Origin of the sequence: Streptomyces sp. NPDC015171 (assembly GCF_043079545.1) — a bacterium.
Lineage (GTDB): Bacteria > Actinomycetota > Actinomycetes > Streptomycetales > Streptomycetaceae > Streptomyces.
Genome location: NZ_JBIBUO010000001.1, coordinates 433083 through 449689 on the forward strand (window position 1 = coordinate 433083; position 16607 = coordinate 449689).

Consider the following 16607-nt stretch of genomic DNA (forward strand, 5'->3'; position numbering starts at 1 on the left):
TTCTGTGACTCTGCTCAACTTTAGACGAAATCTAAGCTAGGATGGTTTCCTGCCAGGGCACAGGAGGCCGTCCACCATGTACGAACCGATCCGCACCAAGTCGGTCCACAGCACGTCGGCCGACACCCTCCCGGACTTTCCGCACCGCTCGCGCGAGGAGGAGCTGGACATCCAGCTCGCCGGGCACCTCGCCGCGCTGCTCGCGGTCACCGACGAGCTGCGCGGGTCGCACCCGTCGGCCGACCTGGACACGGCGGGGGAGCGCCTCGCCGCGCAGGTGACCCGGCTGCGGGGCGGGCGTGCGCCCGTGCGGGCGACGCCGGCCTCGGCGGGCGACCCGTGCGCGCTGCACCAGCGGGCGCACGCGCTCGCCGGCCGCGCGCTGGTGGTCGCCGCGTCGCGTGCGGACACCGCGGCGGCGATCCTCGCGGCGGAGCGGATGGACGCGCACACGGCCGCGCTGGCCGACCCCAGGGAGCTCAGCGCCGCCCACTGACCCCCGCGGGGGTCTCCTGATCGGCCCCGGTCCGCGTGCACCCGCAGCGACGCGCGGACCGGGCGCCACAGCACTGCGTCGGCCTTGGCGGGCGGCGCCGCTCGCCGCGGGGGGCTGTGTCGTTCCGCGGCCGACCCGCCGTCGGGGCCTGTCGCCCCCCGGGGGCGTTGCAGTGCCGGGGCCGGTATGTCACCGCCCGTTCATGGGGTGCCTCAGGGAATGTTGGGTTCCGGGGAGCACGCTCCCCGGCGTGAGACGAATCGCTGGAATCGTCCTCGCCGTACTGCTGATCGGTGGCGTGGTGGCCGCCGTCGTCGCGGGACGGCAAGGAGAGGACAAGGGCACGGCAACGAAGACCGTGCGTGGCGTGATCGGCTCGGAGAAGGCCGACTTCTTCGCCGATCCCGATGTGGTGAAGGCCCTGGCCGCCAAGGGCTACACCGTGAAGACCGAGGCGTCCGGGTCCTGGGCCATGGAGGGCCTCGACCTCAAGGGCTACGACTTCGCCTTCCCGTCCAGCCAGGCACCCGCCGACCAGCTGGGCGCGAAGTACCACGCGCGCCAGCCGCTGCCGCGGCCCTTCTACTCGCCGCTGGTCGTCGTCGCCCACCGCGGCGCGGCCGGCGTGCTCGCCGCCAACGGGCTCGCGGTGCTCGACGGCAAGAACCGCGGCACGCTGAGGATGGGCGCCTATCTGGACGCCGCCCGCCGCGACCGCACCTGGCAGCAGCTCAAGGGTGCCGAGGCGCACGGGGAGCTGACCGGCACGCTCTACATCGCCAGCACCGACCCGGAGACCTCCAACTCGGGCGCGCTGTACCTCGCCGCCGCCTCCTACGTCGCCAACGGCGGGAAGGTGGTCACGGACAAGGCGGACACCGACCGCACCGCTCCCCTGCTGCACAAGCTGGTCAGCGTCCAGGGCGCCCAGCAGTCCAGCTCGGACGCGGTGTTCCGGGACTTCGTCAGCGGCGCCGGGAACCCGCTGGTGCTGGTGTACGAGTCGCAGGTCGCCGCGCTGCTTGAGGAGCAGCACACCGTGGACGACCTCGTGGTGCTGTACCCGGACACCACCGTCAACAGCGACCACACGGTCGTACCGCTCGACGCCGAGGGCCGCGCGCTCGGGGAACTGCTCAGCACCGATCCGACCCTGCGCATGCTCGCCGTGCGCCACGGGTTCCGGCCGCAGGGCGACGCCGCCGAGTTCCTCGGGCACACCTCAGGCCGCACCGCCTACCTCAACCAGAAACTGACCGGCGTCCGGCAGGCGCCCGTGCCCACCTCGGCGGTGCTGCACGAGATGGCCCGCCGGGCGCGTGGATGACACGGGGGACCCGCCGATGAACGACACCGATTTCCTGCTCAGCCCGCCCGAGCCCGTACCGCCCGTGCCGAAGGACAAGGCCGGCGGTCTGGTGCCCGTCGAGGACGGGGTGCGTAGCGACATGGCCCGCAAGGCCGCCTCCTTCGTCGAGCAGCTCGCCGCGCTCGACGCCCGCTCGCCCGAGTTCGCGGGCAAGGTCGGCGAGATCACCGCGCTCGGCGCCGGCGAGATGCGCACCGCCGCCGCCCAGTCCAACCGGATGCTGGAGCGGGCCGTGCGCAGCCTGCCCGGCAAGGGCGGCGACGCCCAGGCCAAGGTCGCCGGATCGCTGGTGGAACTCCGCCGGGTGGTGGAGGACCTGGATCCGCGCGACCTGCCCGCGAGCAGGGCCCGTACGTTTCTGTCCCGGCTGCCCGGCGGCAACAAGCTGCGCGACCACCTCGCCAAGTACGCGTCCGCGCAGGGCAACCTGAACAAGATCGTGGGCGCGCTGCGCGGCGGCCAGGACGAACTGCGCCGGGACAACGCCGCGCTGCAGACCGAGCGGGGGCGGCTGTGGGAGACCATGGGCAGGCTCCAGGAGTACGTCGTCCTCACCCAGGCCCTGGACACCGCCGTGGAGGAGCACGTCCTCGCCGTCGCCGATCCCCAGGAGGCCGACGCGCTCCGCGCCGACGTGCTCTTCCCGGTCCGGCAGAAGAACCAGGACCTGCTCACCCAGCTCGCCGTGTGCGCCCAGGGCTACCTCGCCATGGACGTCGTGCGCCGCAACAACGAGGAGCTGATCAAGGGCGTGGACCGGGCCGCCACGACCACCGTCTCGGCCCTGCGCATCTCCGTGATGCTGGCCTCCGCGCTGGACCGCCAGAAGAAGGTCGTCGAGCAGGTCGACGCGTTGCGCGGGACCACCGAGGAACTCATCCGGAACAACGCGGAGATGCTCGCCACGCAGAGCGGCGAGATCCAGCGCATCGCCGCCGACCCGGCCGTCGGCGTGGAGACCCTGCGCGCCGCGTTCCAGCAGATCTACCGCACGCTGGACGCCATCGACAGCTACAAGGCCCAGGCCACGGAGGTCATGGCGAGCACGGTGCGGTCACTCACGGACGAACTGCACGGCGCCTCCGCCCGTCTGGAGCGCAGCCGCTCCCAGGGCGCTCTGGAGGGCGGGCTCGGATGAGACGACGCGTACTGGCCCTGGCCGTCGCCGCGGCGGCCCTGCTGACCGGCTGCACGGCCGGCGAGCGGCACGAGGACGACCCGGCCGCCCCGAAGCCCGGCACCCTGCGGATCCTCGCCTCCAGCGAACTCAGCGACATGACCGCCGTCTTCGACCGGGTCCGCGAGGACACCGGTATCACCGTCCGGCCCACCTACATGGGCACCCTGGACGCCGTCGACCTGCTCGCCCGGGGCAGGGCCGACGGGGCGTACGACGCGCTGTGGCTGTCCTCGGACGACTATCTGCGGCTGCGGCCCGACGCGGCGAAGAGGGTCGTGTCCGAGACGCCGGTCATGTCGAGCCCGGTCGCCATCGGCGTCAAGCCCGGCACCGTCGAGGCCCTCGGCTGGAAGCCGCGGGACGTCACCTGGTCCCAGGTCGAGCGGGCCGTACGGGAGGGCAGGCTGACCTACGGCATGACCGACCCGGCCCGCTCCAACTCCGGCTTCGCCACGCTGGTCTCGGTGGCCTCCGCCCTCTCCGGCGCCCAGTCCGCGCTCACCGACGCCGATGTGGCGAGGGCGGCGCCCCGGCTGAAGGAGTTCTTCAAGGGGCAGAAGCTGACCTCGGGTTCCTCGGGCTGGCTGGCCACCGCCTACCAGCGGCGCGGCACCGTCGACGCCCTGCTCAACTACGAGTCCGTCCTCAAGGGCATCCGCGGCCTCACCGTGATCCGCCCCCGTGACGGCGTCGTCACCGCCGACTACCCGCTCACGTCGCTCGCCGCCACCGACGCCCGCACCCGCGAGGACGTCCGCAGGGTCACCGCGGACCTGCGCACCGCCGCCGTGCAGAAGCTGATCACCGACACCACCCGGCGCCGCCCGGTCGTCGCCTCGGTGCACCCCGCCGCCGGTCTCGACACCGGCAGGCGCCGCGAACTGCCCTTCCCGGGCACCCGCTCGGTCGCCGACGGCCTGCTCGACTCGTACGAGAACGAACTGCGCCGCCCCTCCCGCACGGTGTACGTCCTGGACACCTCCGGCTCCATGAGGGGCGGCCGGCTGAAGGCGCTGAAGGCCGCGCTGACCGGTCTCACCGGCGACTTCCGCGAACGGGAGGAGGTGACGCTGATGCCGTTCGGCTCGGCCGTGAAGAACGTCCGCACCCATGTCGTCGAGCCCGCCGACCCGAAGGCGGGCCTGGCCGGCATCCGCCGGGACACCGAGGCGCTCAGCGCCGACGGCGGCACCGCCGTCTACACCTCGCTGGAGCAGGCGTACGACCACCTGGCCGGCGGCAGGGACGCGTTCACCTCGATCGTGCTGATGACCGACGGCGAGAACACCGCGGGCGCCGAGGCCGGCGACTTCGACGGGTTCTACCGCGCTCTCACCGGCCCCCGGCGGGACATCCCGGTCTTCCCGATCCTGTTCGGCGACTCCTCCCGCGCCGAGCTCCAGCACATCGCCGAGCTGACCGGCGGCCGGCTCTTCGACGCCCGGCAGGGCTCGCTCGACGGCGCCTTCGAGGAGATCCGTGGCTACCAATAGGGTCCTCGGCTACCTGGAGTCCCGGAAGAACCTCGCGGGCGGCGCCTGCGGGATGGCCGGCCTGGTGCTGACCTTCACCGGGCTCGCGGGACCGTACTGGCCGGTGGTGATCGCCGGACTGTACGGGGCGGGCGCGCTGATCGCCCCGCCCGAGCGGCCCGCACCGCCCGGCTTCCCGAGCCCGTCGGAGCGGCTGGCTGAGATCCGGGCCGACTTCGGCGAGCTCGGCGGCTATCTCGCGGACGTCGATCTGCCGCCCGCCGCCGCCGCCCGGCTCACCGAGCTGACCGAGCTGCTGGCCGCACTGCTGGAACCGGGCTGGGTCGCCGAGGCGCTCGCCCGGGACCCGGAGGGCGTGCACGCCGTCTCCCGGACGGTACGGCAGGACGTCCCGGAGGCCGTGGACGCCTTCGTCCGCACCCGCTGGTGGACGCGGCTGACGCCGGGCACCGAGTCTCCGGAACGGCATCTGGAGCGCCAGCTGGGGCTGCTGCACGAGGAGGCCGGACGGCTGGCCTCGGCGCTGCGGGACGCCGAGCAGCGGCGGCAGGAGTCGCACACCCGGTATCTGGAGGACCGCCGGCAGTGAACGCGAGGGGCCCCGCACGCCGTTGTGCGGGGCCCTTCGGGTCGGTTCCACGGCCGGTCGTGACGATCGCTGGTCAGGGCACATCCCGCCCGGCCGTGGAGTCTCGTACGGGGCTCAGCCCAGGCGCTCCACCAGCGCCCGGTACTCGTCCCACAGCTCCTTCGGGGTGTGGTCGCCGAAGGTGTCGAGGTGCTCGGGGACCAGGGCGGCCTCCTCGCGCCAGACCTCCTTGTCCACGGTGAGCAGGAAGTCGAGGTCGGACTCGGCCAGTGCGAGGCCGTTCGTGTCCAGCGCCTCGCGCGTCGGCAGGATGCCGATCGGGGTCTCGACGCCCTCGGCCGTGCCCGCGAGGCGTTCCACGATCCACTTCAGGACGCGGCTGTTCTCGCCGAAGCCCGGCCAGACGAACTTGCCCTCGTCGTTCTTGCGGAACCAGTTGACGTAGTAGATCTTCGGCAGCGTGGACTGGTCCCGGTCCTTGGCGACGTCGATCCAGTGGGCCATGTAGTCGCCCATGTTGTAGCCGCAGAACGGCAGCATCGCGAACGGGTCGCGGCGCAGCTCGCCGACCTTGCCCTCGGCGGCGGCGGTCTTCTCGGAGGCCACGTTGGCGCCGAGGAAGACGCCGTGGTTCCAGTCGAAGGACTCCGTGACCAGCGGCACGGCGGTGGCGCGTCGGCCGCCGAAGAGGATCGCCGAGATCGGCACGCCCTTGGGGTCCTCCCACTCGGGCGCGATGATCGGGCACTGCGAGGCGGGCACGGTGAAGCGGGCGTTGGGGTGGGCCGCCGGGGTCCCGGCGTCCGGCGTCCAGTCGTTGCCCTTCCAGTCCGTCAGGTGGGCGGGCGACTCCTCGGTCATGCCCTCCCACCACACGTCGCCGTCGTCGGTGAGCGCGACGTTGGTGAAGACCGCGTTGCCCCACAGGGTCTTCATCGCGTTGGCGTTGGTGTGCTCGCCGGTGCCGGGCGCGACACCGAAGAAGCCGGCCTCGGGGTTGATCGCGTACAGCCGGCCGTCCTCGCCGAACCGCATCCAGGCGATGTCGTCGCCGATGGTCTCCACCGTCCAGCCGGAGATCGTGGGCTCCAGCATGGCGAGGTTGGTCTTGCCGCAGGCGGAGGGGAAGGCGGCGGCGACGTACTTGGCCTCGCCCTGCGGCGGGGTCAGCTTCAGGATGAGCATGTGCTCGGCGAGCCAGCCCTCGTCGCGGGCCATGACGGAGGCGATGCGCAGCGCGTAGCACTTCTTGCCGAGCAGCGCGTTGCCGCCGTAACCGGAGCCGTAGGACCAGATCTCGCGGCTCTCCGGGAAGTGCGAGATGTACTTGGTCTGGTTGCAGGGCCAGGGGACGTCCGCCTGGCCGGCCTCCAGCGGGGCGCCCAGCGTGTGGACGGCCTTGACGAAGAAGCCGCTGTCGCCCAGCTCGTCCAGGACCGCCTGGCCCATGCGCGTCATGGTGCGCATGGAGACGGCGACGTACGCGGAGTCGGTGATCTCCACGCCGAGCGCGGAGAGCGGGGAGCCGAGCGGGCCCATGCAGAACGGGACGACGTACATCGTGCGGCCCCGCATCGAGCCCCGGAACAGGCCCTTCTCACCGGAGAAGATCTCCCGCATCTCGGCGGGGGCCTTCCAGTGGTTGGTCGGGCCCGCGTCCTGCTCCTTCTCGGAGCAGATGAAGGTCCGGTCCTCGACGCGCGCGACGTCGGTCGGGTCGGAGGCGGCGTAGTAGGAGTGCGGGCGCTTGATCGGGTCGAGCTTCTTGAACGTTCCCTTGGCGACGAGTTCCTCGGCGAGCCGCTCGTACTCGGCCTCGGAGCCGTCACACCAGACCACGCTGTCCGGCTGCGTCAGTTCGGCGATCTCGTTGACCCACGAGATCAGTTCCTGGTGCTTGGTGGGGACGCCGGTGGGAGCCGCGATGTCGCGCGCCACGATTGCTCCTAAATGAGGGTTTTTGTGTGTTGTTCGCCCCGTGGGGGCCGCGACCCGGACGCTTCGTAGCTGCTCATCCGGTGCCGACCGCACTCATTTGATCATCCGATTCTAGTGCCCATCTGTCCAGAGGGCATCACAGGTGAGCGACGTGAGGAATCCCACGATGTCCTCGACTCTTTGCGTCCACGTTGGGTTCAACTGAAGGATTTTTTGCCTCCGCACCGTCGATCGCACCGATCTGACGGGTGACTTACGGCGGCGTAGGTACCATGCGGCCATGACTGCGTCCGCCTCCGACGCGCCCACGGACACGCCGGCCGCCGGCCGCGGTCCCGTCGCGCTCTCCCTGCCGCATCCGGTCAAGCCCCGGCTGCGCGGCTGGCTGCATCTCGGCATGTTTCCGGCCGTGCTCATCGCGGGCCTCGTGCTCACCGCGCTCGCCGACTCCGGCAGAGGCCGCATCGCCTGCGGCATCTACGTCCTGACGGCGTGCCTCCTCTTCGGCGTCAGCGCGCTGTACCACCGGGGCAATTGGAGCCCGCGGATGGACGGCGTGCTGCGCCGCCTCGACCACGCCAACATCTTCCTGATCATCGCGGGCACCTACACCCCGCTGACCCTGCTGCTCCTGCCCACCGGGAAGGGCCAGTGGCTGCTGTGGGGCATCTGGGCGGCGGCCGCGGCCGGCATCGTCTTCCGCGTCTTCTGGGTCGGCGCCCCGCGCTGGCTCTACACGCCCTGCTACATCGCGATGGGCTGGGCCGCCGTCTTCTTCCTCCCCGACTTCCTGCGCACCGGCGGCATCGCCGTCCTGGTCCTGGTGGTCGTCGGCGGTCTGCTCTACAGCGCGGGCGGCGTGATCTACGGGATCAAGCGCCCGAACCCGTCACCGCGCTGGTTCGGCTTCCACGAGGTCTTCCACTCCTTCACGCTGGCCGCGTTCGTCGTCCACTACGTCGGCATCTCGCTCGTGGCGTACCAGCACGCGTGACCCCCTCCCCCGCCCGCTTCGCGGCCACGGCTCACCCGAGCCGTGGCCGCTTCCCAGTTCATGACATCCCCAGTTCATTGACAGAAGCTCGCTTTCGAGAGTTGCTTCCACTCCGGCGCCGCGATCACCCGCCCGCCAGAGGCGCCGACCGTGGCCGGCACCAGGGCGGATACCGGACAATGACCGCTATGACGGCCGCGCACCCACCCACCGCCTCCTCCCCCGACGGGCCCCGCCTCGGCCTGCGGGAACGCAAGAAGATCAAGACCCGGGAGGCGATCCGCGCGGCGACGTACGCGCTGATCGAGGAGCAGGGCTACGACGCCACGACGATCGACCAGATCGCCGACCGTGCCGAGGTGTCGCCGTCCACCGTCTTCCGGTACTTCCCGACCAAGGAGGACATCGTCCTCACGGACGCGTACGACGGGCTCATCCTGGAGGAGATCCGGCAGCGGCCCCTGGAGGAGCCGTGGACCGAGACCATCCGCTACGTGATGCGGCGGGGCGTCCGGCTCGGCATGGAGGACGACTCCCGTGCGGCCCGGCTGCGCACCCATCTGATGGTCCAGGTCCCCGCGGTGCGCTCGCGGATGATGGAGAGCATGTCGGTCACCGGCCGCATGCTCTGCCAGGCCATCGCCGAGCGCACCGGCCGCGACCCGGACGGCCTGGAGGTCCGCGTCTACGCCATGTCCCTGATCGGCGGCCTGATGGAGACCTCCATGTACTGGGCCGAGCAGGGCCACCGGGACGACTTCGAGAGCCTCGTCGACCGCACCCTCGACGTCCTGGAGCACGGTCTGCCCAGGGAGAACCCCTGAGGTCCGGGCGGCGCCCCGTGCGATGCTGACGGGGTGAACGGACCCGAGATCCACGTCGAAGTCGCCCCCGCGCTCCAGCTGTTCGTGCCGCCGGCCCGCCGCGGCGCGGCCACGGCCCTGGCCACGGACGGCGTCTCGACCCTCGGCCATGTCGTCGAGTCCCTCGGGGTCCCGCTCACCGAGGTCGGCGCCCTGGTCGTGGACGGCCGCACGGTGCCGCCCTCGCACATCCCGGGGGCGGCCGAGCGGGTCGTCGTCCGGCCGGTGGAGCGCCCCCAGCGGGTGCCCGGCGCACCCCTGCGCTTCCTCCTCGACGTCCACCTCGGCACGCTGGCCCGCCGGCTGCGGCTGCTCGGCGTGGACACGGCCTACGAGTCGACGGACATCGGCGACCCGGCGCTCGCCGCCCGCTCGGCGGCCGAGAAGCGGGTGATGCTCAGCCGCGACCGGGGCCTGCTGCGCCGCCGGGAGCTGTGGGCCGGAGCGTACGTCTACAGCACCCGCCCCGACGACCAGCTCCAGGACGTCCTGGACCGCTTCGCCCCCGAGCTGCGCCCCTGGACCCGCTGCACCGCCTGCAACGGGCTGCTGGCGAAGGCCACCAAGGAGGAGGTCGCCGACCAGCTCAAGGACGGCACCCAGCGGTCGTACGACGTCTTCGCCCGGTGCACGCGGTGCGGTCGCGCCTACTGGAAGGGCGCGCACCACGACCAGCTCGAAGCCATCGTGGAGCGCGCCCTGAAGAGGCGTTAGCGCTTCGTCACGTCTCCCTTCCCGCAGGCGATGCCGTCCTTGTTCCGGTCCAGGCGGTGCCGGTCCCGGCCGTGCACCGCCAGGCGGCCGTAGCCCTTGGCGAGCAGCCAGTCGCACCGCTGGTCCTGCTTCATCGCGGGGAACGTCCACGGCACGCACTGGTTGATCCGGCCGTAGGCGTGGTCGCAGCCGTCGAAGCCCTCGGCCACCTTCACGCCGGGGTGCCGGCGGGCCGGCCCGTGCGCCATGCCGCTCATACCGTTCGCGCCGGCCGCGGTCTTCGCGCCGCCGGCGGCCGGCTCGCTCGCCTTGAGCTCGTCGGCGAAGGACTGCACGCGGGCCGCGGCGATCTGGCCCTCGGAGCCGACGCGCACCCACGCGGACACCGACGGCACGCCGTTCGCGTCGACCACCGACAGCATGTACCAGCCGGGCGGTGCCAGGTTCGGGTTGCTGGTCAGGCTGAGGTCGACGGTGTCGCCGTCGACGGTCATCGGCAGGTCGACATAGCGCTGGTTGGGGTCGGAGGAGTGGGTGACGGCGGCCGGGCGGATCAGCGAGGCCTTCACCACCGGCTTGTCGACGGTGATCCGCTGTGTGGTGCCGTACGTCCAGCGGGTGCTCGCGAGCGAGGTGATCCGCGGCCGGGCGCCCTTGAACAGATACGGCGGCTGGTAGATCGACACCCGCTGGTCGAAGGAGCCGTCGCCGGGGTTGTTGCCGATGCTGAGCACCCGGCCGTCCGGCAGCAGCGTGGACGAGGAGTGGTAGGTCCGCGGGACCGGGTCGGTGTCCAGGCCCGCCTGGAAGGTGTTGGTGGCCGGGTCGTACAGGGACGCCTCGAAGACGGGGTCCTCGCGGTAGGTGTGCAGGGCGCCGCCGGTCTCCAGGACCTTGCCGTCGGGGAGGATCACCGCGGAGACGTAGACCTTGCCCTGGGCGCCGGTCTGCGGGCTGCCGTCGGTGTAGCGGCCCTGCGGCAGGTCGGGGCCCGCCGCGTACCGCGGCGACGCGGCCTTCATGTCGATCAGGTCGACCAGCCGGTGGGCGTCCGGCGCGACGGTGTGGTTGCCGCCGCCCATGGTGAGGACCTTCTGGTCCTGGGCGGGCGGCAGCAGTACCGACATGGACTGGTCGCGCTCGTCCTTCTTGCGCAGCCCGGGTACGTCGCTGATGGTCCCGGCGTCGTAGTCGTAGACCGAGGCGCCGGCACCCGGCAGGCCGCCGCCGAAGACATGGCTCCCGGTGTAGAAGAGGCGGCCGTCCTGGAGCAGGATCATCGACGGGTACAGCCCCCAGAAGGACCAGGCCTGCTTGGCCTCGCCCATCGGCAGCCACTTGTTCTGGGCGTAGGAGAAGTGCTCGTTGACGACCGTGCCGGCGGAGTCCTCGCCGAGGCCGCCGAGCGCGATGACGTCACCGTTGCCCATCTCGGTGGCGGACGGGTACCAGTGCCCGGCCAGCAGGTCGTTGACCTTGAGGTACTTGTTCTGGGCCGGGTCGAAGACATAGCTCGTCCTCAGGCCCTTGTAGCCGACGCTGCCGTCCGGGGAGGCGTAGTCCTTGTTGCCGCCGACCACCAGCACCCGGCCGTCCGGGAGCTGGACGTGCCCCGCGCAGAAGAAGTCCGCCGGGGTCGGGATGTCGGTGTAGCGGCCGGTGGCGGGGTCGAACAGGCTGGTCTTGAAGGTGCCGGCGGCGAACGCGTCCCGGTCGTTGCCCGAGCCGGCGATCAGCAGCACCTTGCCGGTGTGCAGCAGCACGGAGTGGATGGCGCGCACCGGTGAGTCGGTCGCCTGCACGGTCCACTTCCCCCGGCACTCCGGCCCGGTGCCGCCCGTCGCGCACGGGTCGGGGGCGGCGGGCACGGTGGCGTCGGTCATCGCGTAGTCGTCGGTGGTGAGGGTGCCGACGCCGTACAGGGCGCCGCCCCAGGTGATCTGGTCGGTGTTCGGCGGGATGACCGGGGTGCGCACCTCGGTGCGGGTCCAGCCGGCGGACGGGGGCAGGGTCTTGAGGTCGGTCCAGTAGACCCAGCCCTGGACGGTGTCGTGCCGGAACAGGGTGAAGGCGACGTCCGGTGTGCTGGACTCGTACCAGAACGACAGGTCGTACTGGTGGGCCGGAGTGACCTGCGGGGCGCAGGAGTTCTCCAGCATCATCGTCTTGCGGTCGCCGTCCCCGCGCCGGGTCAGCTGGATGCGGACGGCGCGGCTGCCGCTGTGGGCGTCGTCGGTGACGGCGAAGGAGAAGTCGTTGTCGCCCCAGCCGGACTTCTCGAAGCACTGCGGGAAGCGGGCCGGCCCGTCGAGGACCTCCAGGCCGGGGTTGCGCACCAGATTGCCGGCGGCGCTGGCGCTCTGCGCGCCGAGCGGGCCGAGACCGAGCGCGGCACCGAAGAGCAGCAGCGCGGTCAGCAGCAGGCGGGTCCGGGCCGGCCGGGCCCTGGACGGTCTGTCCGAGCGGTACGGCATGACGGTGTACGGCATGAACGGGTCCCCCCTCGTTCGGTGGCGGGCCCTCCGGGGCCGGCCGGCGCGGCCGGCCCCGGAGGATGTCCCCTTCCGGCCGGCCGGCGCGGCCTGACCGGAGGGCTCCCCTTCCGGTCAGCCGGCGCGGCCGATCCGGAGGATGTCGATCCGGCCGCCGCCCTCCCCGAAGGTGGCGACCGGGGTGCCGTGCGCGAACAGCGCGCGCAGCGTCGGCAGGTGCGCCCGCTCGCCGCGCAGGGCGGGCGTGGACACCACGTAGTCGATGTCCCGCCAGCCGTGCGGCAGCGTCCTGGTCACGGCCGGGTCCTGGTCGAGCTTGTAGTGCCAGATGACGCCGGTGCCGGGCCGGTATCCGGCGTCGACGGCGTCCAGCCAGAGCACGCCGTCGGTGACCAGGCGGACCTTGTCGCGCTCGCCGGTGTCGGTCTCGCGCAGCCAGCGGGCGGCGTCGCGGTAGACGCGGTTGTCGTCGGCGGTGGTGGCCAGCCGGTCCTGGCGGTACCAGGCGGGCCCGGCGACCACCGCGGCGGCGAGGACCGCGGCGAGCACGGCGGCGGGCCGCAGCCGGGGCCGGCCGGGGAGCAGCTCGACCAGGACCTGGACGAGTCCGGCGAGGGTCAGCGCGAGGAAGGGCAGCACCTGCGCGATGTACATCTGCGGCAGGTAGCCGCCGGGCCGCAGCGCGACCAGGGCGAGCATCAGGACGGCGAGGGCGACGGGCCGCAGCCGGCGCACCGGCAGCGCGCACAGCGCGGCCACGCCACCGCCGACGAGCAGATACGGGTCGCGGGTGAGCCAGTCCGTGAACAGCTGGTGGGCGTCGGTGCCGGCCTGGAAGGCGGAGCCGCTGCCCGCGCGCCCGCCGAGCTGGAACTTGAGCGTGCCGAGCAGCGAGACGTGGCCGGCGCCGGGTAGCAACTCGCCCTTGAGCAGGGCGTACAGCGGATAGAACAGGCCGGTCAGCACGAAGCCGGAGAAGAAGCCGGCCAGGGAGAACTTGCGGGTGCTCGGGTGGCTGCCCTGCCACATCGCCACCAGCAGCACCGGCAGCAGGACGCCGATGGTCTCCTTGGAGAGCACGGCCAGCGCGAAGGACATGCCGGCCGCGACGTGGTGCCACAGATGGCGGCGCGGGGAGAGGGCGAAGGCGAACGCGGCCAGCGCCCACAGGACGGCGAAGTTGTCCAGGTAGATCTGCCGGTGCAGGACCACCGAGAGCGGCGACAGCGCGAACAGCAGGGCGGCGGCGGCAGCGGTGGGCCGGGCGAGGCCGAGCCGGCGGCCGATGACGTGGACCAGGACACAGCTCACGGCGGCCACCGGGAGCATGGCGATCCGGCCCTGGACGAAGGTGGGCAGGTCGGGCAGGAGCAGATGGGGCACCCAGGAGACGGCGGAGAGTTGTATCCAGCCGAGCGGCGGGTGGTCGTACCAGTAGGTGTAGTGCGCGAGTTCCCCGTGCCGGACGGCCCAGGCCTGCGCGAGATAGGTGCCTTCGTCGTCGTTGGGAAACGGGAAATTACCGATTCCCCAGGCGCGTACCACGAGTCCGATGATGATTACCGGAGCAACCCAGAAATAATCCGCCCGAAACATTGTGCGGTGCGCTGCGGTCCGGTCTCGTTGTGAATTCTCTGTCTCCGGCCGGAGAACGACAGCAGTCCCCATGCGGAATCCCCCACCCCCACTTATGGCCCGACTCCCCCCAGAGGCTCCCCCTCGAACCCTCCGGAAATCGGGCAGGCCGCAGCATCATGGCACAGGTCGACCAGCCCGATGTACGGAATATTAGATTCCGCTCGTGCGCGGCGGCCACATTGCAGGAGAAATACGGAACCTGCTAGCTTCGCTGGAAAGCTCGCCGCGATCGTTTTCCGATCATGCGGGAAATACCCCCGGTAAGGCCGGGGGAAGTACCGTCCGAAGGGGCCCGGGAGGACCGGGGGGTTTGAGATGGGCCCGAACGATCGCGTTCCGCTGCGCGAGCACGAGGAAGACCAGGGAACCGAGGGGGGAATTCGTGGTCTCCGCTGTCCTGTTCATAGATTCCGTTGTCCTGATGGTCGCCGCCGGCGTCACGTTGTGGTGGATGCTCCATGCCTGGCGCACCCCGGAGACGCTGGAAGCCACGGCGTTCGCCGAGCCCGACGGCAGGCCCGGCCTGTCCTTCTCGCTGCTGGTACCCGCCCGGCACGAGGAGGCCGTCCTGCGGCACACCGTGGAGCAGATGCTCCGCGTCGGCCATCCGTCCTACGAGATCCTGGTGATCGTCGGCCACGACGACCCGGGTACCGCCGCCATCGCCGAGCAGCTCGCCGAGGAGCACCCCGAGAAGGTGCGCACGGTCGTCGACACCCACGAGGTGAAGAACAAGCCGCGCGCGCTCAACACCGCGCTGCCGCACGCCCGCGGCCAGGTCATCGGGGTCTTCGACGCCGAGGACGTGGTCCACCCCGAGCTGCTCGCCCACGTCGACTTCGCCTTCCGGCGCGAGAACGCCGACGTCGTCCAGGGCGGCGTCCAGCTGATCAACTACGAGAGCAGCTGGTACAGCCTGCGCAACTGCCTGGAGTACTTCTTCTGGTTCCGCAGCCGGCTGCACCTGCACGCCCGCAAGGGCTTCATCCCGCTCGGCGGCAACACCGTCTTCGTCCGCTCCGAGCTGCTGCGGGCCACCGGCGGCTGGGACGGCAACTGCCTGGCCGAGGACTGCGACCTGGGCGTACGGCTGTCCAGCGGCGGCGCCAAGGTCGTCGTCGCCTACCACTCCGCGCTCGTCACCAGAGAGGAGACGCCCGACTCCCTCAAGGGCCTCTACAAGCAGCGCACCCGCTGGAACCAGGGCTTCCTCCAGGTCCTGCGCAAGGGCGAGTGGCGCCGGCTGCCCGGCGCCGGCCAGCGGCTGCTCGCCCGGTACACGCTGAGCACGCCGTTCGTGCAGGCCGCGACCGGGGTGATGATCCCGCTCGGCATCCTGGCGGCGCTGATCGGCGGCGTACCGCTGCCGTTCTCGCTGTTCGCCTGGCTGCCCATGCTCCCGATGGCCGCGATGGTGGTCTTCGAGGCCGTCGCGCTGCACGACTTCGGCAAGGAGTACGGCTTCCGCATCGGCTTCCGGCACTACGCCAAGCTGATCGCCGGCGGGCCCGTGTACGCGGTCGTCCTGGCCGCCGCCGCGCTGCGCGCCGTGTGGCGCGAGTACACCGGGCGCCACGACTGGGAGCTGACCTCCCATGTCGGCGCCCATCTGCCCGTGCAGACCCCGCAGCCCCAGGAGGCCCGGTGACGGCGCTGCCCGCCGATGTGTCGATCGTCGTCCCGACCTTCAACGAAGCCGGCAACATCCGGGCGTTGCTCACCCGGGTCGCGGCGGCCGTCCCGGACGGTCTGCGCGCCGAGGTGGTCTTCGCCGACGACTCCACCGACGACACCTGCGCGGTGATCGAGGAGGAGGCGGCCCACGTCCCCTTCCCCGTCGTCCTGCACCACAGGACCGAGCCGGCCGGGGGCCTGGGCGGTGCGGTGGTGGAGGGCTTCGCCCGCGCCACGGCTCCCTGGATCGTCGTCATCGACGCCGACCTCCAGCATCCGCCGGAGCTGATCTTCGAGCTGACCGGGCGGGGCGAGTCGACCGGCGCGGAACTGGTCGTGGCCAGCCGCTACGCCGCCGGCGGCGACCGCGGCGGGCTGGCCGGCGGCTACCGCAAGCTGGTCTCCAGCTCCTCGACCCTGCTCGCCAAGTCCCTGTTCCCGCGGGCCCTGAGCGGGCTCACCGACCCGATGAGCGGCTTCTTCGCCATCCGCCGTACGGCGGTCGACCGGGCCGCCGCCGAGGACGAGGGCCTGCAGCCGCTCGGCTACAAGATCCTGCTGGAGCTTGCCGTACGGTGCCGTCCGCACGGGATCGCCGAGGTGCCGTACGCCTTCGGCGAGCGGCACGCGGGCGCGTCCAAGTCCACCGCGAAGGAGGGCATGCGCTTCCTGCGCCATCTGATCACCCTGCGCACCGCCGATCCGCGGGCCCGCGCGGTGGTCTTCGGGCTGATCGGCCTGTCCGGCTTCGTCCCCAACCTCGTCCTGCTGTGGCTGCTGACCGAGTCGGCCCCCGAACTGCCGTACGCCCCGGCCGAGATCATCGCCAACCAGGCCGGGCTGCTGTGGAACTTCGCCCTGATCGACTCCTTCGTCTACCGCAACCAGCGGCGCCACCACCGGCGTTCGGTACGCCTGCTCACCTTCGCGGGGGTGGGCAACGCCGACCTGGTGGCCCGGATACCGCTCGCCGCGCTGCTCATCGCGGGCGGGGGCATGACGGCACTGCCCGCGACCGCGCTCAGCATGGCGCTGGTGTTCACGGCCCGCTTCCTGGTCGTGGACCGCTGGCTGTACCGGCGGCTGCGCGGCCGGGCGACGGCTCAGGTGGCCGTGCCGGACACGGCCGCTCCGGTACCGGACCCGGTCCCCGACCCGCTGGGCTGA

At 71.7% G+C, this 16607-nt stretch carries 13 protein-coding genes; 10 read left to right on the top strand and 3 right to left on the bottom strand.

Features of this window, described 5'->3' with window-relative positions; all coding sequences use genetic code 11:
- Positions 1 to 76 precede the first annotated feature (76 nt).
- The 5 genes from ACF073_RS02015 (at position 77) to ACF073_RS02035 (ending at position 5127) form a co-directional block, all read left to right on the top strand.
- Positions 77 to 496, top strand: coding sequence for a hypothetical protein (locus tag ACF073_RS02015; RefSeq protein ID WP_392065969.1), 420 nt, complete (start codon positions 77 to 79; stop codon positions 494 to 496).
- A gap of 250 nt (positions 497 to 746) precedes the next feature.
- Positions 747 to 1823 (top strand): hypothetical protein, encoded by a 1077-nt coding sequence (locus ACF073_RS02020; protein ID WP_392065970.1) that lies wholly within the window; start codon positions 747 to 749, stop codon positions 1821 to 1823.
- Positions 1824 to 1839: 16 nt separating this feature from the next.
- The gene (locus ACF073_RS02025) at positions 1840 to 3003 is read left to right on the top strand and encodes a toxic anion resistance protein (RefSeq protein WP_392065972.1); all 1164 of its coding nucleotides are present in this window, start codon (positions 1840 to 1842) and stop codon (positions 3001 to 3003) included.
- On the top strand, positions 3000 to 4538 hold the full coding sequence (locus ACF073_RS02030; protein ID WP_392065974.1) for a substrate-binding domain-containing protein: 1539 nt from the start codon (positions 3000 to 3002) through the stop codon (positions 4536 to 4538). Before ACF073_RS02025 ends, ACF073_RS02030 begins: the two co-directional genes overlap by 4 nt.
- Before the next feature lie 52 nt (positions 4539 to 4590).
- Positions 4591 to 5127 carry a hypothetical protein gene (locus ACF073_RS02035; protein ID WP_392066858.1) on the top strand — a complete coding sequence of 179 codons (537 nt, stop codon included), beginning with the start codon at positions 4591 to 4593 and terminating at the stop codon, positions 5125 to 5127.
- 114 nt (positions 5128 to 5241) lie between these two features.
- Here ACF073_RS02035 and ACF073_RS02040 read toward each other — a convergent pair whose 3' ends face one another.
- Complete coding sequence (locus ACF073_RS02040; RefSeq protein ID WP_392065976.1) at positions 5242 to 7065, bottom strand: phosphoenolpyruvate carboxykinase (GTP); 1824 nt, start codon at positions 7063 to 7065, stop codon at positions 5242 to 5244.
- A 280-nt stretch (positions 7066 to 7345) separates the two neighbouring features.
- Here ACF073_RS02040 and ACF073_RS02045 point away from each other — a divergent pair, with 280 nt between their 5' ends.
- From ACF073_RS02045 to ACF073_RS02055, 3 genes are all read left to right on the top strand, one after another.
- Entirely contained in the window at positions 7346 to 8059 is a 714-nt protein-coding gene (locus ACF073_RS02045) for a hemolysin III family protein (RefSeq protein WP_392065978.1), read from the top strand.
- A 179-nt stretch (positions 8060 to 8238) separates the two neighbouring features.
- On the top strand, positions 8239 to 8883 hold the full coding sequence (locus ACF073_RS02050; protein ID WP_392065980.1) for a TetR/AcrR family transcriptional regulator: 645 nt from the start codon (positions 8239 to 8241) through the stop codon (positions 8881 to 8883).
- Between the two features lie 33 nt (positions 8884 to 8916).
- On the top strand, positions 8917 to 9636 hold the full coding sequence (locus tag ACF073_RS02055) for a Mut7-C RNAse domain-containing protein (protein WP_392065982.1): 720 nt from the start codon (positions 8917 to 8919) through the stop codon (positions 9634 to 9636).
- Here the strand turns inward: ACF073_RS02055 and ACF073_RS02060 are convergent.
- Positions 9633 to 12125 (bottom strand): galactose oxidase-like domain-containing protein, encoded by a 2493-nt coding sequence (locus ACF073_RS02060; RefSeq protein ID WP_392065983.1) that lies wholly within the window; start codon positions 12123 to 12125, stop codon positions 9633 to 9635. The genes ACF073_RS02055 and ACF073_RS02060 overlap by 4 nt on opposite strands.
- A gap of 117 nt (positions 12126 to 12242) precedes the next feature.
- Complete coding sequence (locus tag ACF073_RS02065) at positions 12243 to 13673, bottom strand: glycosyltransferase family 39 protein (protein ID WP_392065985.1); 1431 nt, start codon at positions 13671 to 13673, stop codon at positions 12243 to 12245.
- 514 nt (positions 13674 to 14187) lie between these two features.
- Here ACF073_RS02065 and ACF073_RS02070 point away from each other — a divergent pair.
- Positions 14188 to 15414, top strand: a complete 1227-nt coding sequence (locus ACF073_RS02070) for a glycosyltransferase (RefSeq protein WP_392066860.1) — start codon at positions 14188 to 14190, stop codon at positions 15412 to 15414.
- Entirely contained in the window at positions 15411 to 16607 is a 1197-nt protein-coding gene (locus tag ACF073_RS02075; protein WP_392065987.1) for a glycosyltransferase, read from the top strand. Before ACF073_RS02070 ends, ACF073_RS02075 begins: the two co-directional genes overlap by 4 nt.